Below are 18345 nucleotides of genomic sequence, written 5' to 3'. Positions count from 1 at the left end.
GGGTAGTGCCGTCTGTCATGAGCTTTGTCATACAAGCATGCGTCGACTCCGGGTAAGTCCCCAAAATGGGCCATACATGTGATGTGATGACCCCGGCAAACCAAAACAAGGCCGCCTGGAATATCTTCCAAGCGGCCTTGCTGTTTCTAAAAGAGAAACGATTTGATCATCCATGTACGCCATGTCAGCGTCCCATCTCACATTCTATGGCATAGAGCCTTTACGCCAGGGTTGGCTGAACCTGAAAGCGCGGGAGCTTTTCTTTCTCCGACTGCTCGGCAGCCGCTGCTGCTTCGGCTTCCGCCTTCGCCGCGACCGCTTCCGCGTCAATCCGAACGATATCAGCGCCCAAGGTATACAGGTTGCGGACGATGTCGGTGTAGCCGCGGTCGATGTGATGGATATCGGTAATCTCCGATTCCCCATCGGCAGTCATCGCCGCCAGAATCAACGCCGCGCCCGCCCGAAGATCCGTAGCCCGCAGCTTTGCCCCCGATAGCTTGCGCCCGCCGTTCACCACGGCGGTGCGTCCGTTGACCGCAATGTCCGCATTCATGCTGAGGAATGCTTCTACATGCATGAAGCGGTTCTCGAAGATCGTCTCCGTCACGAGGCTTGTGCCGTCTGCCCTTAGGAGCAGGGCCATCATCTGCGATTGCAGATCGGTCGGGAAGCCCGGATGCGGCAGCGTCTTGATGTCGACCGCCTTCAGCCGTTCTCCGGCTACCACGCGAAGGGCATTGTCCTCTTCTTCTACCGCGACACCCATCTCCTGCAGCTTGGAGATGAGGGGGCGCAGATGGTCGGCGATCGCCCCCTCCACCCGCACATTGCCGCCGGTAATCGCAGCGGCAATCATATACGTCCCCGCTTCAATCCGATCGGGAATGACCGTATGCACCGCTCCCGTCAAGCTTTCCACTCCGTCAATTCGGATGACACCGGTGCCCGCGCCGCGAACCTTGGCCCCCATAGCGCCGAGGAAATTGGCGAGATCGACAATCTCCGGCTCCATAGCGGCGTTCTCAATGATCGTCGTGCCCTCCGCAAGCGTTGCGGCGAGCATAATGTTCTCCGTGGCGCCCACACTGGCGACATCCAGGTAAATCTTCGCTCCCTTGAGCCGATTCTCCGAGCGAACCTCAATCCAGCCAGCCCCGACTTCGATCTCGGCGCCCATGGCTTCAAAGCCCTTCAAGTGCTGGTCAATCGGCCTTGTGCCGATGGCGCAGCCGCCGGGAAGCGAGATCCGCGCCTTGCCGAGCCGAGCCAGGAGCGGTCCGAGCACGAGGAAGGACGCGCGCATGCGCTGAACCAGCTCCGGGTCTGCCTCCGTCCGTGTCAAACGGGTTGCGTCGATCTGGACGGTTCCCTCGCTGTACTCCACTTGAGCGCCCAGGCTCGCCACCACCTGGTTGATGGTGAGAACGTCGTCCAGCCGGGGAGCCTCATGAATGATGCTTTTGCCCTCCGAACCAAGCAGCGTCGCCGCTAGAATAGGCAGAACCGCATTTTTGGCCCCGCTGATTTTGACCGTTCCCTTTAAGCTATGTCCACCGCGGACGATGATTTTCTTCATGCCGCACCCCTCCGCGTTCTGATGTTAACGCTAGTCATCTTCATACTGTTCGAAGCCTCATTTTCTTTTCATACGGTACCTGTTGCGCAAGGCCCGTTTTTTCCGTTCAACCGATTCGTTATACCCATTTTGAGCGGATGAGCGGCAGGTTATGCACTCGCCTTCGGAGGTGGTTGCCGCTTGCCTGGTTTCTGCTGATCTCAATCAGAAAAAGCCCTTCAAGCCAGAAGACCAGCTGATGTAATCGGTAAAGAAACGCCCTACCTCATAGCCGATCACGATGGCCAGCAGCAGCCGCAAAAGACCGGCCTTGAACGATTTCGGCTCCTTTATGATTCGGTCAAATTTCACCTGATCGAGAGCAATCCATGCGACCACAATGCACACAAGCATCGTGATGAGCGACGTCAGGCTCCCGACCGCAAGCGATCGTGCAATCCAATCCTCCTTCAACGCGGTACTCCCTTCTCCCTACAGAGTATGTGCCTTGGGCTCAGTTGGTTAATTCCCCATTGTTAACTTTAATGAGTACGGCTGAGCTTCTGGATTTGAGCCCGGTGCTGCCGAAACCTTGGCGTAATAAGTTCCCGGCTGCAGCTTCACGCTGGCGCCTTTTTCACGAAGGGCCAAGTCTTCCTGGCCATCCAGGGTACCCGCCTTCGCGATGGTCTTCACCGTGGAATCGGCCAGGATCAAATCGAGGTCTCCCGATGTCCACTCGCTCGTCATCGTCACCTTCACCTCGGTCTCCTTGCTGACCTTGAAGCGGAACCAGTCGACATCCTTCGGGTTGCTGATCACACCGCTGTAGGCCAAGTCCGGGCGCATCGCGGACGCTTGGTACGGCCGGTCGTCCGGTTCGCGCGGGTCCACCTTTTGCCCGTCGTAGTCGACTCGAAGCGTGTACTCCCCGGCAGGCGGCATCTGAGACCGCTCAATGCTTCCTACTCGAATGTAATAAAGCCCCGGCCTTACTTCCGCCTGATCAATTCGCTCCGGCTTGCCTTCATCCGCTCGGTCGACCACGGAGGCCGTCTCGTCCGCCCTTTGCAGCAAGAGGGTTAAATCGATCCTCTGCGAAACGGTGGACACCTTCAAGCTGAGCTTGCCGGGACGGTCCACCTGAAGGGAGAACCAATCTTCGTCACCTGATCGGTGGAAGGTTCCGGTCAGCACATGGCTGCGCGGGGCCAGCCGGTACGCGGTGTAGGGACGATCATTGCTTTCAAACCGATCCTCTTTCATCCGAAACTCCGGCAGCACATGGAGAACATCCGTCGGGTCCCCCTTCGGCAGGACAATTCGGATGGATAGACTTCCCGTCTTCACCGGGATTACATAAACGGCGTTTACGTTCGGCTGGATAACCTTCCCGGCAGCCTCTCCTTCATAATGCGCTTCGACAATGGCGTTGCTCGCCAGCCGATAAGGGGACAAGGTCAGGTCTACGTATCCGTCATAAGCGATGTCCAGCTTTACCCACTGTGCTCCTCCTCCCCCTGGAGGGGTCAGGTCGGTGAGTTTGCCGATCGGCAATTTCCTTGCTGTTTCTTTGGTAAGTCCGGCGTAGGAACGTATGGGGGCGTCCTTCGCAAGCGCCAGTGCGCGATCAGCCCGGAGCAGGCCGTAGCCGGTCTCGCTGTCCCAGCCTGCCCCCATCAGATCTTCAGCCGTCTCGCGAATGAGCGTCCGCACATCGCCGGGGTCAAGGCCCGGGTCCCGCTCCAGCACAAGCGCTGCCACCGCGGCCACTTGCGGTGCGGCGAGGGAGGTGCCGCCGCTGAAGCGGTAGGTTCCCTTGAGCGAGGTGGTAAAGACGTTCCACGGAGCAACCACGTCCATCTCCGGTCCGAAGTTGGAGAGCACCGCGCGGGAGTTATCTCCCATCACACCGCCTACAGCCAACACCGTCGGATAAGCGGCCGGGTATTTGACGTCCTTTCCTTCGTTTCCGGAAGCGGCGACGAGCAGCACGCCCTTCGATTCCGCATACCGGACCACGGTCTCCATATAGGTAGACGGTTTATTCAAGCCCAGCGACAGGACGACAATCTTCGCTCCGTGATCGACGGCATAACGAATGCCTTCCCCTAGGAGGTCTTCATCTCCCGTCCCGTCGGCCTCGAGTGCCTTGATCGGCATAAGATGCGCATTCGGCGCAATCCCGGCAATCCCTTTTTCATTGTTAGCCACTGCGGCAATGACCCCGGCCACATTCGTTCCATGCCCATTGTCATCCATAGGCGGAGTGCCCGGCGTAACGAGATTGGTTCCCTCAACCAGACGAGATGCCAAATCAGGGTGATTGAGCTCGATTCCGGTGTCGACGACTGCCACGACGACAGGCTTGGTGCCAGCGGGCAGCGGCTCCGGGTCGGGAACCCGAATCTGCTTTAAGTAAGTTTGGTGGCTCAGCATCGGATCGTTCGGAACCGCGGCCACCTGATAGGATTGATTTTGTTGGATGGAGACCGCTTCATCGGAGGCGGACCAGCGGGCGAGCCACGCCGAAACGCTCTTCCCTTGAGCCGGGCGAGCTACGGTTACATGCGCGTGTTCATGGCGACGAATCAGCTCGCTCTCCGCGAGGAAAGCGGCTGGAGGCTCGTCCTTCCATTCCACGATCCAGGAATCCGACAGCGCCGCTTGGTCGCCGGCAGGCACGGAAGAGGCTCCCGACGGCGCAGGGGCAAGGCTTCCGAAGGAAGAAAGAAGGAGGATCAGCAATCCCATCATGACAGCGGACACGATCCGGGTCGGATGCTTTCTTCTCATGTAAGGCAACCCTCACTCTGTTTATTTCAACAACTGGCTTCCGGCTACTCGCAGTCGATCTATAGGAGCCTTCCCTCACGCGCATTCTCTGCGTAACTTACGTGAGCAGGGCCCGATAAGGGATGAGAATTATCCCTGTTCTTGCATCATTTAACAGGAGTCGAACGAAAAAAGGCAGCGAATCGCTGCCTTGATTGCTGCTTGAAGCACGCATCCGGGTCGAAAGGTCCGGCTCTTCAACGTTCCGTTCCAGCATACCATTTCCGTTAGAAGAAATCCATGGCCCGCTTGAAAATGTTCGTGATGGGCCCGAGCAGCATTTGCGGGAAAAGCCCAAGCAGAACCCCCGTAATGGCACAACCCCAAAGAACAGCCTTAAGCGTCCAAGGAATCGTATCGTTCGGGTTTGCATTCGGACTTGCTTCCCATTCACCGCGAAGGAACATCTGGCGAATCAAGCGGAAGACGTAGACGAGAGCAAGGACGCTTGCCACGGCCATGAAGAGAGCGATGCCATACATCCTCAGCTGTACGGCCCCGAAGAGCAGGAACAGCTTGCTGAAGAAGCCTGCCGTCACTGGCAGCCCCGCCAGCGAGAGCAGGACGAGCAGCAGGGCGGCAGCGGTTCCCGGCGAGCGATAGTACAAGCCGGAGAAGCCGGAGAGCTCCGAGTTGCCGGAGAGCCGCTCCACGATCATCAGGCCCGCATAGGAGCCGAGCATCATAAGCAAATAGGCGGTGAAGGCATACACCAGCTCGGCAAGGCTGGTGAGCGAAACCGTGGAGAAGGATATCCCCGCCGGGAGAAGCAGGCAGCCCGTGCCCGCTACCCCTGCATAAGCAAGGAGCCGCCTCCCGTTCGTCTGACGGAGGGCGAGGAGGTTCCCCACCGCCGTCGAGAGTACGGCCAGCACCAGAATGCCCTGAAAGGCATCCTGCGCCAGCAGGCTCGCCCCTTCCGCCAAGGCTCCCTCGGGCACCGGCTGGCCGTAAAAGCCCCCGTAGAAAAGCCGAAGCAGCAGAGCGATTCCCGCTCCTCTTCCGATCACGGCGTGAAAAGCAGCGATCGGGGGGCTCGCTCCCTCGGAAGCGGCGATGGCTCCGTCGTGAAACGGAGCAGCGGCCAGTTTTACCCCTATCCCAACCAGAAGCAAGATCGCTGCCGCATACAGAAGCGGGATAAACCCGGGGTCCACTGTGCGGATGGACTCTCGGATCCCATCAAGCCGGGTGGAGCCGGATATCCCATAGAGAAGAGACATTCCGTAGAGGATGATCGCCGACGCGATTCCCCCCTGCAGGAAGAGCTTGAATGCCCCTTCGTTCGCCTTGCGGTCCCTACGCCGGATCCCCGCGAGCACCGAGCTGGACAAGCTTAACGTCTCCAGGCCGATGTAAAGGGTGATCAGGTCCGTGGAAGAAACCATCACCAGCGCCCCGAGGGAGGCAGAGAGCAGGAGTGCGTGGTATTCGCCCGCCGCCGTAATCCTTTCCCGCTCGGTCACGCCCCGGCTGAGGAGCAGGATGAGGCCGGTTCCCCCGAGAAGAAGCAGCTTCATCACGCTGCTGAAAGGATCGATTCGATAGCTTCCTCCGAAGAAAAGGAGAGGCTCCTTCATCCCGAACTGCGGAAGGAGGAGGCCCGCCGCGACCGCGATAACGGCAAGCGCCAGCCCGTTGTGCACCTGACGGGCCCTTGCCGTAGGCAGAAACAGATCAAGCAGCAGGATTAGAGCGAAGCCGGCAAGAAGGAGAAGCTCCGGTGCAAGACGCAGCATATCTCCAGCGTTGAATGAGCTCCAGGCAGAGGTATCCATCGTTTAGTCCCCTCCCTTTTCCACGCTGGATTGGATGTGGGCCGTAAACCCGGCAATGGTCTTCTCGACATGTTGACTGACGATTCCGGGGTAGATTCCGACGAGAAGAATGAGCGTAGTAAGCACAATGATCGGCACGGCTTCCCAGAGTGCGGCATCCCCGCGGCTGCCGCCTCCTGCCCCCTGCCCCCTATGCTCCTCACGGGGCTTTTGGAAGAGCAGCCCCTGAATCGTTCGCAGCATCACCGCCGCAAGGAGCAAGATGCCGATCACGGCGGCTGCGGCTACCCCACGGTGGGATTTCGCGATTCCGATGAAGATGAGAAGCTGACCGGGAAAGCCCGCCAGGCCGGGAAGGCCGGCAAATGCGAATGAAGCGAACAGCAGAACGCCGGTCAGGAAGGGATAGGCGGACCCAAGCCCAGCCAGTCGGACGAGCTCGGTCGAGCCGGCCCGTTCGCCCCAGCTTCCGATCAAGAGGAACAGAAGCGCTGAGATCAACCCGTGCGAGACGAGCAGAAGCACGGCTCCCGTCCAGCCCTCGGTGCTGAACGTCGTGAGCCCCAGAAGGACAAGGCTCATCTGACTCACGTTGGCGTAGGCAAGGAAGGATCGCAGCTCCCGTTGGGCGAGGGCGACCAGGGCCCCATAGAGAAAGCCGATCAGCCCGAGGACCGCGAGGGAAGAAGCCGCCGCTTTGGCCTGCTCGGGGAAAAGAACGAAGGCAAAGCGGAGCAAGCCGTATGCCCCCATCGTCATCCAAACCGCCGAGTGGATCATGGAGATGCAGGAAGCCGCTTCCGCCTGCACCCGAACGGCCGCCCGATGGAACGGTACGATCGGGAGAAGCAAGCCGAAGCCGGCAACCAGCAGCCCAAACAGGCTTACCCTCATCCCCGTGGTCATGGTGAATGGATTATCCACATAGTTCACGTAGGCGGCCGGGTTAGTAAAGAGGTTCATGCGAATCGTATCCAGGTCCCCGCTGTACCGAAAGGCCATCGTGGATTCCTCCACCGTGAACCCGGCCGTGCCGATCAGGATCAGGAAGGCGGTGGCGATCAGTGCTACCCCCATTCCGGCCGTAACCAGAAACCGGCTAGCCGCCTTCTCCCGGTCCGCCCCGCCCCAGATCCCCACGAGGAAATACATCGGAACGAGCGCGAACGCGAGAAACAAAAGGAACAGCGCCAGGTCGCGCGCCAGCAGCAATCCGATGACCGCTGTCTCCAGAAGCAAAAGCTGGATGTAAAAGAGCTTCCAGCGCTTCTTGATCTGCCGTGAGGCGAGCGAGGCCATGGCGAAGACGAGCGCCGTCAGAAAGACGAGCGGGAGCGACAAGCCATCCGCTGCAAGGTGGTAGTCGAAGGTTAGCGTGTAAGTGGAAGCGCCAAGCAGCTCCCGCTCCAGCGGAATGCGTATCCACGGGTAGCGCTCTGCCAACTGAAGGGTTCCCACCACCCCTTGGTAATGCACATAAGCCGTCCCTGCGAATAGGAGAGGCAGGAAAGAAGTCGCCATGCCCATCCTCTGCAGCAATCGGCCGTTTCCCTTCGGGGCTACTGCAAGGAACAGCACTCCAAGGAGTGGGGAAGCGAGCAACAAGCTTAGGAGGGGGAGTTTATCCCACATGCCAACCCCTCCTTCCGACGTACATCAGCAGCAGAACGACGAGGCCCGCGAGCGTAAGGAGCCCGTAGGTTTGCACGCGGCCGTTCTGCGGCCGGGCGAGCAGCCGGGCGAGCCCGTTTACGCTGCGCTCGGCCAGCACAAACAGCCGCTGGACAACGGCGCGCTCGAAGGCCGCTGCGGCGCGGGCGAGACCGCTCAGCGCCGCAGCCGCCGCCCGAGATAGCGCCGCGAAGCCAAACTCGGCCTCGGCCAGCGCCTGCAGGCGGGCGAAGCGGTCGCTCGCGCGCGAACCGCGCCGGTACAAGGCGAGGCCGGACGCAAAGCCGGCGGCGCTGAAGACGGCGACGAGCGCCAAGGCGAGGCCGCTCGCGCTGGGGCTGGCTCCGCCGCTGCCGGTGATCCAGCGGCCGAAGCCGGTGGCGTCGCCTGGCAGCAGCAAGGCCCCGCCCAGCACGGCGCAGGCGGCAAGCGCAAGCAGCGGGATCGCCGCGGAATCGGCGGGTACGCCCGCGCGGTCACCTTCCCGCAACGCGGGCGCGGGGAAGGCGAGGCGCAGGGCGCGGGCCATGCCGAAGGCGGTGAGCCCCGCGGTGAGAAGCGCGGCGGCGGCCAGTCCGGGATGCGGGCGAAGCCCCTCCGCTGCGATGGCGCCCCACGACCAGAAGCCGGAGAGGGGCGGGAGCCCGGCCAGCGCCAAGGCGCCCAAGGTGAACGTGCGTGCCGCCAACGGGTGCTGGGCGGCGAAGCCGGATTGGCCCAACCGGCGAAGGTCATCGGTGCCGGCTAGTTGGACGATAACGCCCGCCGCGAGAAGCACGAGCGCCTTGGAGAAGGCGTGCGTGAACAGATGGGCGAGCCCGGCGGCGTAGCCTGCATAGCTTCCCAGCCCGAGTGCGATCAGCACCAGGCCCAGCTGGCTGACGGTGGAATGGGCGAGCAGGCGGCCCACTCCCTTCGATAGGGCGGCCTGGATCGCTCCGAACAGCGCGGTACAGGCCCCGACAAGGGCGAGGCCTTGCAGCGCGATCGGCGAATGCAGCAAGATCGGGTACGTTCGGGCCAGGAGGTAGACGCCTCCGGCCGTCGTTGCTGCCGTGTGAAGAAGGGCCGCCGCTGGAAGGGGAGTGCGGTCGCTCGCGACGAGCCATAGGTGGAACGGAAGCTGCGCGGCTTTCGCGATCGCCGCGACGACGAGCAGCAGCGCCGCCGCCGTGACCACTCCACCGGGAAGGAAGGCCTCCCCCGACTCGGGAAACACATTTTGAAGGGTAAGGAAGTCTACTTCCGCTTCCGGCATCGAAGCATACAAGAGCAGGATCGCAACCAACAGTGCCCCATCTCCGAGCTTGCTCGCAAGGAACAGGCGCTTGGCCGCGAGGCCCACCCCCGGCGCTTCACCCCGAAAGCCAACCAGCAAGAAGCCTGCAAAGCCCAGCAGCTCCCAAAACAAATAAAACTGCAAGAGATTGGGTGAGAGCACAAGGCCCAGCATGGAGAACAGGAGCAGGGCTTGGTAGCCGAGAAAAGCCGGGTACCGCTCCTCTTCCATCATCCCGCCGCAGGAGTAAATGACGACGAGCAGAGAAAGGGATGTGACCAAGAGCAAGAAAAAGGCGCTTAGGTTTGTCACTTCAAACCCAAAGCTCAAGGTGAAGCTTCCCGCCTTGAGCCAGGTCCAATTGTTCCACGTGTAACCGGGAGAAGGGTCCGCATGCCGGCCCACCAGGACGAGCAGGGCGATAACCCAGGATGCACAGGCGGTGGAGACGCTTAAGGCGGCGGCTGACCGCTTCGCCTGACGGCCCATGGCGAGAAGCAAGAGGAAGGAGGCAAAGGGAAAAAGCAGCGTCAGCCAGGCGTAATGTAGAACCTCGGGCGGCATGAGCCCCCTCCTTTCTCAGTCTTTGAGTTCGTCCATGTCTTGGACATCATCCGTCGGTTTATTGCGGAACAGGGCCAGCAGCAGCGAGAGTCCGACCACCGCCGTAGCAGTTGCCACCAGGATGGCCAAGAGCGAGAACACCTGCCCCGAGGAAGAGGGAGTCGGCCCCAGTCGAGAGAACCCGACGAGGTTCAGTATCGCCCCGTTCAGCATCATCAGCAGCGACAACAGTACAACGGTGGCTTTTCGTCGGGTCAAAGCCCCATACAAGCCCAGGCAAAAGAGGAACGCCCCCAGCATGAGGCAGGGAACCAGCAGCTCGTTCATTCGCCGCCCTCCTCCCGTCGAATCAAGATGACGGCCGCGACCATCGCAATGGCAAGCAGTAGTGCCGCGAGCCCGAACGCCCAGGCGTAGGGGTGAAAAAGAAGCCCGAGTAGCTCGCGCCAGGTTCCCACGTCCGCCGACTCGGAGCCCTTGGCGAAGGGGGTCTTTCCGATAACGAGAACAAGAAAACCGAAGAGAAACAAGGCGCCTGCTGCCGCAAGCAAGCGGTGAATGAGCGCCGGAGCAGCCGACTTCTTCGCCTGCGTATGTTTCATAAAGGTGAGTGCGATCCAGGTGAGGGCCATCACAGCTCCTGTCCCCCAGAAGAATTGGAAGGCCGCTGCCACAGGAGCTTGGAGAAGCAGATAGATTCCAGCCAAGCTAAGGAAGACAACCCCCGCCGAAGTGAGCTGGCGGGACGTTTTCTCGGAACGCAGCAAAGAAAGACCGCCGCCTGCCGCAAGGATTGCCAAGAGGAGAAAGAGGAGCCCTTCCGGCTCCTTCGTTAGATCAGCAAGGGAAGTCCACATCTCGACGGGTCCCCCTTCGTGGTTTAATTCTTTCTTCCTTACCCATTCGGGATGAAGCGCAGCTTTTCCTGTCTGCACGTCCCATGAATCCGATGGAAGGGAACAAAAAAAGCGAAGGATCAGCTCCTCCGCTTTCGCTTAATGCTTATGTCTGGCAACATGAATCCGGTTGACGGCCCGCTTGAGTGCGAGCTCGGCACGGACGGCGTCGTACTCGTCGAGATGAAGCAGCCGGCTTTCCGCACGCCGCTTCGCCTCTTCGGCCCGGCTCAGGTCAATCTCATCCGGAAGCTCGGCCGTCTCGGCAAGGATGACGACCTTCTCCTTGGTGACCTCCATAAAGCCGCCGCCGATTGCAATAACCTCCTCCGCCCTTCCATCCGTCTTGATGCGGATCGGGGAAATTCGGAGAGGAGTGAGCAGCGGAATGTGGTTGGGGAGAATCCCGAGCTGTCCTTCGACGCCCTCGACCACGATCATGTTCACGTCGTGATCGTACACCTTGCGCTCCGGAGTCACGATTTCGAGTCTAAATGTGCTCACGTTCCAGCACCCTCCTGACTGAAACGGGATGCCTCTTCCCCCGCAAACGAGGCGGAAGAACGACATGTTCTTCGGCCCCTGCGGCGAAAACGGGTTCCGTTACAGAGTTTTCGCTTTCTCCACGGCGTCCTCGATGGAGCCGACGTTGATAAAGGCGATCTCCGGCAAGTCGTCGTATTTGCCCTCCAGCAGCTCCTTGAAGCTGCGGACGGTTTCCTTAACCGGTACATAGATACCTGGAATGCCGTTGAACGCGGCGGCCATGTGAAGCGGTTGGGACAGGAAGTTTTGAACCTTTCTTGCCCGGTATACCGTCACCTTGTCCTCGTCGCTCAGTTCGTCCATCCCGAGGATCGCGATGATGTCCTGAAGCTCTTTGTAGCGCTGCAAGAGACGCTTAACGCCTTGCGCCACTTCGTAGTGCTCTTCCCCAACGACTTCCGGGGTGAGGATCCGGGAGCTGGATGCGAGCGGGTCAACCGCCGGGAAAATCCCGATGGCCGCGATGTTCCGTTCCAGGTTGGTCGTGGCGTCCAAGTGAGCAAACGCCGTAGCCGGAGCCGGGTCGGTGTAGTCATCCGCCGGAACGTAGATCGCTTGGATCGACGTAACCGAACCGCTGCGGGTCGTGGTGATCCGTTCTTGCAGTTGACCCATTTCCGTTGCGAGCGTCGGTTGGTACCCTACGGCAGACGGCATGCGGCCAAGCAGAGCGGATACTTCGGAACCGGCTTGGGTAAAGCGGAAAATGTTGTCGATGAAGAGCAGAACGTCGCGGTTCTCTTCGTCGCGGAAGTACTCGGCCATCGTCAAACCGGCCAGAGCTACACGAAGACGAGCGCCGGGCGGTTCGTTCATTTGGCCGAAGACCATCGCCGTCTTCTCGATAACGCCGGATTCGGTCATTTCGTGGTAAAGGTCGTTCCCTTCCCGGGTCCGTTCCCCTACGCCTGCAAATACCGAAATCCCGCCGTGTTCTTGAGCGATGTTATGGATGAGCTCCTGCATCGTAACTGTCTTGCCGACGCCGGCGCCGCCGAACAGGCCGATCTTGCCGCCCTTCGGATACGGAGCCAGGAGGTCGATGACCTTGATCCCGGTCTCAAGGATTTCCTGAGTCGGGGAGAGGTCTTCAAAGCTCGGAGCCGGCTTGTGGATCGGGCTGAACTTCTTCGCTTGAAGGGGTTCCTTGCGGTCGATGCAATCGCCGACTACGTTGAACACGCGGCCCAGCGTTTCCGGTCCGATCGGGACCGAAAGAGGGGCTCCGGTGTCAACGGCTTCCATGCCGCGTACGAGGCCGTCCGTGCTGGACATGGCGATGCAGCGAATCGCATTGTCGCCCAGGTGGAGAGCGGTCTCAAGCGTTACCCGAAGGTCTTTCTCTCCAGCCGATTCCGCTTTCTTATCAATGGTGATGGCGCTCAGAAGGTCAGGAAGGCTTCCGCGTTCGAACTCAATGTCGACGACAGGACCCATGACCTGAATAACGCGTCCTTTGTTCATTTTAATTCCCTCCTAGTATCCATCCGCTCCCTGTAAGTGGGGCGGATCTACGCCGAATCCAGGCTACGCCTGCGAGTTCGCACCCGCGACAATCTCCGTAATCTCCTGGGTGATTGCAGCCTGCCGTGCCCGGTTGTACGTAAGCGTGAGATTGCCGATCAGCTTGGTGGCATTCTTCGATGCACTGCCCATCGCTGTCATTTTGGCTCCGAATTCGCTGGCCTTGCTTTCGAGGAGGGCGCTGTAGATGAGCGTCTCCGCATACTTGGGCAGCAACACGGCGAGCACATCCTCCGCCGAGGGCTCGAAGTTATAATCGACCGATCCGCGCTCCGCAGGAATGTCTTCGAGCGGAAGCAACTGCTTCAGCGTGGGCACCTGCATGATCGCGTTCACGAACCGGTTGTAGATGATGTGGATCTCGTCGAACGATCCGTTGGCGAAGTCTTTGACCGCCGAGGAAGCCAAATCCTTGATGTCGCTGAACATCGGCGTGTCCGACAGACCCGTCACTTCTTCCAAGACGGGGAAATTCCGCCGGCGGAAGTAGTCCCGTCCTTTGCGTCCCACGATGAGAAGCGTGTATTCGTCCGGCGACTGATGGCGCTCCTCAAGCACCTGAAGCGTCTTGCGGATCAGGTTGGCGTTAAAGCCCCCTGCGAGCCCGCGGTCAGACGTCATGACGAGATAGGCGGTCTTCTTGACCGGCCGCTTCTGGAGCATCGGGTGGGTCACATCCGCTTGCACGGCGGCGATATGGGAGACCATCTCGCGGATTTTCTCCTCGTACGGTCTAGCCGCTTCCGCCTTTTGCTGCGCCTTGCGCAGCTTGGACGCCGCGACCATCTCCATCGCCTTCGTGATTTGCTTCATGTTTTGGACGCTTCGGATTTGGCGTTTGATTTCGCGCATTCCTTTTGCCATGGTTTTCACCTCAATGCTTTCAGAGATGGGTGAGGTATATCCTCACCTTGATGAAAGCAACTTCGTAAGCAATCGCTATGCTTTCAGAGATGGGTGAGGTATATCCTCACCTTGATGAAAGCAACTTCGTAAGCAATCGCTAAGCTTTCAAAGATAAGTCCGGTTAAACCCGACTCTGATGAAAGCAACTTCGTAAGCAACTGCTAGCTTTCCGTTCGTTTATTTCGAGGGAGCGAATCCCTTGCGGAATTGTTCAATGGCTTCCTTCAGCGCCTTCTCGTTGTCGGCGGTCAGGTCCTTCGTCTCGCGAATGGAGGTGAGGATGTCCGGTTGGTTGGCATCGAGGTAGGCGAGGAAATCGTGCTCAAAGCGTTTGATGTCTTCGATCGCGACTTCATCAAGGTAGCCCTTGGTTGCGGTGTACAGGCTCACCACTTGCTTTTCCACGCTGAGCGGCTGTTGAATGCCTTGCTTCAGCATTTCCATCAAGCGAGCACCGCGGTTCAGGCGGGCTTTGGTGGAGCGGTCGAGGTCGGAGCCGAACTGGGCGAAAGCTTGCAGCTCGCGGTATTGGGCGAGGTCCAGCTTCAGCGTACCGGCTACCTTCTTCATGGCCTTGATCTGAGCCGAGCTGCCGACCCGGGATACGGATACCCCGACGTTGATGGCCGGGCGTTGGCCCGCGTAGAACAGATCGGATTCCAGGAAGATCTGACCGTCCGTGATGGAGATCACGTTCGTCGGAATGTAAGCGGAGATGTCGCCCGCTTGCGTTTCAATGAACGGCAGCGCCGTCAGCGAGCCGCCGCCGAGCTCATCGCTCAGCTTTGCTGCCCGTTCGAGCAGGCGGGAGTGGAGATAGAAGACGTCGCCGGGATAAGCTTCCCGACCCGGAGGACGGCGGAGCAACAGCGACAGCTCGCGGTAAGCGGCTGCTTGCTTCGAAAGGTCATCATAGATGATCAGCACGTGCTCGCCGCGGTACATGAAGTACTCACCCATGGCGCAGCCAGCATATGGAGCCAGGTAGAGCAGCGGAGACGGCTCGGATGCACTCGCCGTCACCACGATGGTGTAATCCATCGCTCCGGCGCGCTGCAGGGTGCCGACTACGTTGGCTACCGTGGATTGCTTTTGGCCGATGGCGACGTAGATGCACTTCACGCCATTGCCCTTTTGGTTGATGATCGTGTCGATCGCGATCGTCGTCTTCCCGGTTTGGCGGTCGCCGATCACGAGCTCCCGTTGGCCGCGGCCGATCGGGATCATCGAGTCAATCGCTTTAATCCCCGTTTGCATCGGCTCGAAGACGGACTTGCGGTCCATGACGCCGGGAGCGGGAGATTCGATGTTGCGGAATTCGGTCGTGGCTGCCGGACCCTTGCCGTCAACCGGAATGCCGAGCGTATTGACGACACGGCCAAGCAGGGCGTCGCCTACCGGAACCTGCATGATGCGGCCGGTGCGCTTCACTTGGTCGCCTTCCCGAATATCCGAATACGGACCGAGAATAACGATACCGACGTTGCTTTCCTCCAGGTTGAGCGCCATCCCCATGACGCCGTTGGAGAATTCCAGAAGCTCGCCGGCCATGCAGTTTTCCAGGCCGTGAGCGCGGGCAATCCCGTCACCGACGGTGATAACCGTGCCGACTTCGTATACTTGCAGGTCGGCTTGGTAGTTCTCGATCTGACTTTTGATCAGCGTGCTGATTTCTTCCGCTCTTATACTCAAAGGAATTCACCCCTATCTACAATGCTTTGCTGGTTACCAAGGTTTTGCGCAGACGGGCGAGCTTCCCAGAGAGGCTGCCGTCATACAGCATGTCGCCGATCCGTACCGTGAGACCCCCGAGCAGGTCGCTGTCGATGACATTGACCACGCGAATTGTCTTGCCGGTCTTCTTGCTGAACTGGGCTGCAATCTCGGCGGCTTCCTCTTCCGTAAGCGGAAAAGGAGTGGTGACCACGGCTTCGGCTTGCCCGAGGGCAGCGCCGGCGAGCTTGCGGTAGTCCTCGATGAGGGACGGAAGCAGCGCCTCGCGTCGGCGGTCCACCAGCAGCTTGAGCAGGTTCTCCACCTCTTCGGCTACCTTCCCCGCAAACAGGCTCGAAAGGACGCCCTTCTTCACTTCCGGCTGCAAGCCGGGGTGACCCAGAAGGGTTCTCAGCTCTTGGCTTGTCTCGTAGGCAGACGCCACCAGCTTGAGGTCCTCTTCTACTTGTACGGCGCGCCCGCGTTCGCTGGCCAGCTCATATAGCGCCTTCGCATAGCGTTTGGATGCTGCCGTGTCCCTGCTCATGACTGGTTATCCCCAATCTCTTTGAGGTAGTCGTCAACCAGCTTCTTTTGCGCGCTCGGATCGACTTCTTTCTCGATGATCTTGGAGGCGATGCGCACGGACATGTCGCTCACTTCGCTGCGCAGGGCGCTGATGGCTTTGTTCTTTTCGCTCTCGATCTGCTGAACCGCTTCTTCCTTCACGCGGGTCGCTTCGGTACGAGCGGAGTGAATAATCTCTTCTGCTTGACGGTTAGACGATTGACGGGCTTGCTCGACGATGCCGAACGCTTCCTTGCGCGCCGTGTCCAGCGCAGCCTTTTGATCGTCCAGGAACTTCTGGCTTTCGGCCCGACTGGCCTCCGCCTTCTGAATTTCACTTTGCACATACTCGCGCCGCTTCTCCATCATGCCGAACAGCGGTCCGAACGCGTATTTGTTCAGGAGCAGGTACAGCACGATAAAGGAAATGATTGTTACAAGAAAATTTACTAAATTAAAGGTCACGGTTAGTCCTCCCTTCGGCAGCATGGCCGCTAATGCGGCCACAAGGATAAACGGCTTTCGGCGCCGGATGGACGCCGAACGTTTACCGCAGGATTGCCGGAATCAAACAGTCACACGCCTACTTCCGGCCATACAAGTAAAAGGAAGGCGCGGATGGCTTAGGCCTTCCCCGCCAAACCCGGTCAATATGAACTTAGGCTCCGAAGTAGAACAGGAACGCGAGGACGACACCCAGAATCGGCACAACTTCGACGATACCGACACCAATGAACATCGTGGTTTGCAGCGTGCCGCGCAGCTCCGGCTGGCGGGAAATGCCTTCCAGCGTTTTGCTGACGATCATGGCGTTACCAATACCGGCGGCGATAGCGCCGAGACCTACTACGATTGCTGCTGCGAGATATGCTAATACTCCCATTTTGAAATCCTCCCTAAGCGTTGTTTTATTGGGTATGGAAAGGTCTGCCCGGGTTCTTATGTGCGATGTCCGAACAGGCTTTGAAGCTCATTGGATGCATGTCTTGCCGAAGGGTTAGGCATGCTCCTCCTCATGGACCGTCGCCTGAGCGATGTACACGAGCGTGAGGATGGTAAACAGGAATGCCTGGATCGCCCCGACAAAAATACTGAAGCCCTGCCAGACAGCCATCAACGGGATCCCGAAGAATCCGGCCATGGTGATGGTGGAGATCAACACTTCACCCGCGAAGATATTGGCGTACAAACGAATAGCCAACGTGACGGGTTTGGCAATGGTCTCAAGCAGGTTTAACGGGAAGAAGAAGAAGTAAGGCTCGAAATAGTGTTTCAGGTAATGGCGGGTGTTCTTTGTCGCCCCTTGGAAGTGGATGATGAGGAACACGACGAGCGCCAGCCCGGCTGTGATCGACAGATCCGCCGTCGGCGACTTCCACCAGGAGATCTCAGCACCGTGATGGCCTTTGGCGATCGCAGTATCGATGACCTCTTGGGAAACGAGTGTCTGCCCTGCCACAATCAACGGCTCATGATGCTCGGTTGTCACCAGAAGCGGCAGCCCGAGCAGGTTGCTTATAAAGATAAACATGATCAGCGTCATGCCCAGAGAGACGTATTTCTTGCCCGTCTTCATATCCTGGGTGCTCGCCACCATGCCTTGTACAAACTCGACGACCCACTCCAAAAAGTTTTGCAGTTTGGAAGGGCGGGTTACGGAGAGGTTTCTCACCGACAGCCGGGCGAGTACAAACACGATGATGCAGGCAACCAAGATGGTCAAAACGCCGGCGACGTCAACCTCGAAGCCGTGGCCCAGATCCCATATCGGAAATTCATGCATGGATATAATTCACCCCTTTCCCCAACCTTGCCCTTAGTGTTTTCGAAAAGCGGAGAAAATCCCGTAAACAATCGTGCCAAACTGGACGAAAACCAGTCCGATCACCATGCCGACGAGATTGACCTGGGGCGCTTTGAAGGCCAGGTAGGTCGCTGCAAGCACAATGCCCACTCGCGTGACGAAACCAAATCCCAAGGTTCTTGTCTCCGACCTTTGAACGAGATGTCGGGTGATGCGCTCGGTCTTCCGACCGAGATTCCAAGAGATGGCCACGCTGACGGCCGTCCCAAGTGCCAATCCCAGTCCCATCGCTCGAAACGAAGGGAGGAGAAGGGCGAGCACCAAGGAGGCGGTTATAAAGCAGAAAGCGTGGCGAAACAGCTTGCGAAGCAGTGCAGCCAGGTCATCCATTCGAATCCTCCAAAAAGCGCTTGATCAGGAGAACCGCTCCTGCAAGACCTAGCGCGAGACCAGCAAGCGTACCTGCGATCATCCAGGTTTTGCCGCCATCCGTCAGTCGATCTATGTATCGGCCGCCGAAGTACCCTCCCAAGACCGCGATGCCTACCTCCACAGCAAGCGACCCGACAAGTCCGGCAGCTTTCCACGCGTCGTAAGGCTTCGTTGATCCGGGTTCCGGCATGCGGTTGTCCCCTTTCAGAACCTTTTAAGCGGTTGCAAGCAGACCCTTTCCCGGGACGAAAATCCCTCGAAGAATCCTCATT

The 18345-nt window shown here is 59.2% G+C and carries 18 protein-coding genes; all 18 read right to left on the bottom strand.

Annotation, left to right across the window (positions count from 1 at the left end; all coding sequences use genetic code 11):
- Positions 1–220: 220 nt before the first annotated feature.
- Positions 221–1579 carry a UDP-N-acetylglucosamine 1-carboxyvinyltransferase gene (gene murA / locus AAFN83_RS17540; protein WP_347771709.1) on the bottom strand — a complete coding sequence of 453 codons (1359 nt, stop codon included), beginning with the start codon at positions 1577–1579 and terminating at the stop codon, positions 221–223.
- Positions 1580–1783: 204 nt separating this feature from the next.
- Positions 1784–2032 carry a DUF1146 family protein gene (locus AAFN83_RS17535; RefSeq protein WP_347771707.1) on the bottom strand — a complete coding sequence of 83 codons (249 nt, stop codon included), beginning with the start codon at positions 2030–2032 and terminating at the stop codon, positions 1784–1786.
- A gap of 48 nt (positions 2033–2080) precedes the next feature.
- Complete coding sequence (locus AAFN83_RS17530; protein ID WP_347771705.1) at positions 2081–4354, bottom strand: S8 family serine peptidase; 2274 nt, start codon at positions 4352–4354, stop codon at positions 2081–2083.
- 266 nt (positions 4355–4620) lie between these two features.
- On the bottom strand, positions 4621–6171 hold the full coding sequence (locus tag AAFN83_RS17525; protein ID WP_347771703.1) for an NADH-quinone oxidoreductase subunit N: 1551 nt from the start codon (positions 6169–6171) through the stop codon (positions 4621–4623).
- 3 nt (positions 6172–6174) lie between these two features.
- Complete coding sequence (locus tag AAFN83_RS17520) at positions 6175–7803, bottom strand: complex I subunit 4 family protein (RefSeq protein ID WP_347771701.1); 1629 nt, start codon at positions 7801–7803, stop codon at positions 6175–6177.
- A complete protein-coding gene (locus AAFN83_RS17515) occupies positions 7793–9685 on the bottom strand; it encodes an NADH-quinone oxidoreductase subunit 5 family protein (protein WP_347771699.1) in 1893 nt (630 codons plus the stop codon). The genes AAFN83_RS17520 and AAFN83_RS17515 overlap by 11 nt, the downstream gene beginning before the upstream one ends.
- Before the next feature lie 15 nt (positions 9686–9700).
- Positions 9701–10012 (bottom strand): NADH-quinone oxidoreductase subunit NuoK, encoded by a 312-nt coding sequence (gene nuoK, locus AAFN83_RS17510; RefSeq protein ID WP_347771697.1) that lies wholly within the window; start codon positions 10010–10012, stop codon positions 9701–9703.
- On the bottom strand, positions 10009–10542 hold the full coding sequence (locus tag AAFN83_RS17505; protein WP_347771695.1) for an NADH-quinone oxidoreductase subunit J: 534 nt from the start codon (positions 10540–10542) through the stop codon (positions 10009–10011). The genes nuoK and AAFN83_RS17505 overlap by 4 nt, the downstream gene beginning before the upstream one ends.
- A gap of 138 nt (positions 10543–10680) precedes the next feature.
- The gene (locus tag AAFN83_RS17500) at positions 10681–11085 is read right to left on the bottom strand and encodes a F0F1 ATP synthase subunit epsilon (protein ID WP_347771693.1); all 405 of its coding nucleotides are present in this window, start codon (positions 11083–11085) and stop codon (positions 10681–10683) included.
- Positions 11086–11184: 99 nt separating this feature from the next.
- Positions 11185–12591 carry a F0F1 ATP synthase subunit beta gene (gene atpD / locus AAFN83_RS17495; protein ID WP_347771691.1) on the bottom strand — a complete coding sequence of 469 codons (1407 nt, stop codon included), beginning with the start codon at positions 12589–12591 and terminating at the stop codon, positions 11185–11187.
- A 63-nt stretch (positions 12592–12654) separates the two neighbouring features.
- Complete coding sequence (gene atpG, locus AAFN83_RS17490; RefSeq protein WP_347771689.1) at positions 12655–13515, bottom strand: ATP synthase F1 subunit gamma; 861 nt, start codon at positions 13513–13515, stop codon at positions 12655–12657.
- Positions 13516–13734: 219 nt separating this feature from the next.
- On the bottom strand, positions 13735–15249 hold the full coding sequence (gene atpA, locus AAFN83_RS17485) for a F0F1 ATP synthase subunit alpha (protein WP_347771687.1): 1515 nt from the start codon (positions 15247–15249) through the stop codon (positions 13735–13737).
- Positions 15250–15265: 16 nt separating this feature from the next.
- Positions 15266–15817: a F0F1 ATP synthase subunit delta gene (locus AAFN83_RS17480; RefSeq protein WP_347771685.1), complete on the bottom strand. Its 552-nt coding sequence runs from the start codon at positions 15815–15817 to the stop codon at positions 15266–15268.
- Positions 15814–16302 carry a F0F1 ATP synthase subunit B gene (atpF, locus tag AAFN83_RS17475; protein WP_347771683.1) on the bottom strand — a complete coding sequence of 163 codons (489 nt, stop codon included), beginning with the start codon at positions 16300–16302 and terminating at the stop codon, positions 15814–15816. Before atpF ends, AAFN83_RS17480 begins: the two co-directional genes overlap by 4 nt.
- A gap of 193 nt (positions 16303–16495) precedes the next feature.
- Positions 16496–16720 (bottom strand): F0F1 ATP synthase subunit C, encoded by a 225-nt coding sequence (gene atpE, locus AAFN83_RS17470; protein ID WP_347771681.1) that lies wholly within the window; start codon positions 16718–16720, stop codon positions 16496–16498.
- Between the two features lie 114 nt (positions 16721–16834).
- A complete protein-coding gene (gene atpB / locus AAFN83_RS17465) occupies positions 16835–17620 on the bottom strand; it encodes a F0F1 ATP synthase subunit A (protein WP_347771679.1) in 786 nt (261 codons plus the stop codon).
- Between the two features lie 33 nt (positions 17621–17653).
- Positions 17654–18031: an ATP synthase subunit I gene (locus AAFN83_RS17460; RefSeq protein WP_347771677.1), complete on the bottom strand. Its 378-nt coding sequence runs from the start codon at positions 18029–18031 to the stop codon at positions 17654–17656.
- Entirely contained in the window at positions 18024–18263 is a 240-nt protein-coding gene (locus AAFN83_RS17455; protein WP_347771675.1) for an AtpZ/AtpI family protein, read from the bottom strand. Before AAFN83_RS17455 ends, AAFN83_RS17460 begins: the two co-directional genes overlap by 8 nt.
- Between the last annotated feature and the right edge of the window lie 82 nt (positions 18264–18345).

Source organism: Gorillibacterium sp. CAU 1737, assembly GCF_039888655.1.
Classification (GTDB): domain Bacteria; phylum Bacillota; class Bacilli; order Paenibacillales; family NBRC-103111; genus Gorillibacterium.
The sequence above is the reverse complement of the archived record's forward strand: the minus strand, read 5'-3'. Positions and strand labels throughout refer to the sequence as shown.

Coding starts and splice junctions, on each gene's coding strand:
- atpD (WP_347771691.1), bottom strand. CDS start 12,591: ATGAACAAAGGACGCGTTATTCAGGTCATGGGTCCTGTCGTCGACATT.
- AAFN83_RS17455 (WP_347771675.1), bottom strand. CDS start 18,263: ATGCCGGAACCCGGATCAACGAAGCCTTACGACGCGTGGAAAGCTGCC.
- atpE (WP_347771681.1), bottom strand. CDS start 16,720: ATGGGAGTATTAGCATATCTCGCAGCAGCAATCGTAGTAGGTCTCGGC.
- AAFN83_RS17525 (WP_347771703.1), bottom strand. CDS start 6,171: ATGGATACCTCTGCCTGGAGCTCATTCAACGCTGGAGATATGCTGCGT.
- murA (WP_347771709.1), bottom strand. CDS start 1,579: ATGAAGAAAATCATCGTCCGCGGTGGACATAGCTTAAAGGGAACGGTC.
- atpB (WP_347771679.1), bottom strand. CDS start 17,620: ATGCATGAATTTCCGATATGGGATCTGGGCCACGGCTTCGAGGTTGAC.
- nuoK (WP_347771697.1), bottom strand. CDS start 10,012: ATGAACGAGCTGCTGGTTCCCTGCCTCATGCTGGGGGCGTTCCTCTTT.
- AAFN83_RS17480 (WP_347771685.1), bottom strand. CDS start 15,817: ATGAGCAGGGACACGGCAGCATCCAAACGCTATGCGAAGGCGCTATAT.
- AAFN83_RS17515 (WP_347771699.1), bottom strand. CDS start 9,685: ATGCCGCCCGAGGTTCTACATTACGCCTGGCTGACGCTGCTTTTTCCC.
- AAFN83_RS17505 (WP_347771695.1), bottom strand. CDS start 10,542: ATGTGGACTTCCCTTGCTGATCTAACGAAGGAGCCGGAAGGGCTCCTC.
- atpG (WP_347771689.1), bottom strand. CDS start 13,515: ATGGCAAAAGGAATGCGCGAAATCAAACGCCAAATCCGAAGCGTCCAA.
- AAFN83_RS17460 (WP_347771677.1), bottom strand. CDS start 18,031: ATGGATGACCTGGCTGCACTGCTTCGCAAGCTGTTTCGCCACGCTTTC.
- AAFN83_RS17530 (WP_347771705.1), bottom strand. CDS start 4,354: ATGAGAAGAAAGCATCCGACCCGGATCGTGTCCGCTGTCATGATGGGA.
- AAFN83_RS17520 (WP_347771701.1), bottom strand. CDS start 7,803: ATGTGGGATAAACTCCCCCTCCTAAGCTTGTTGCTCGCTTCCCCACTC.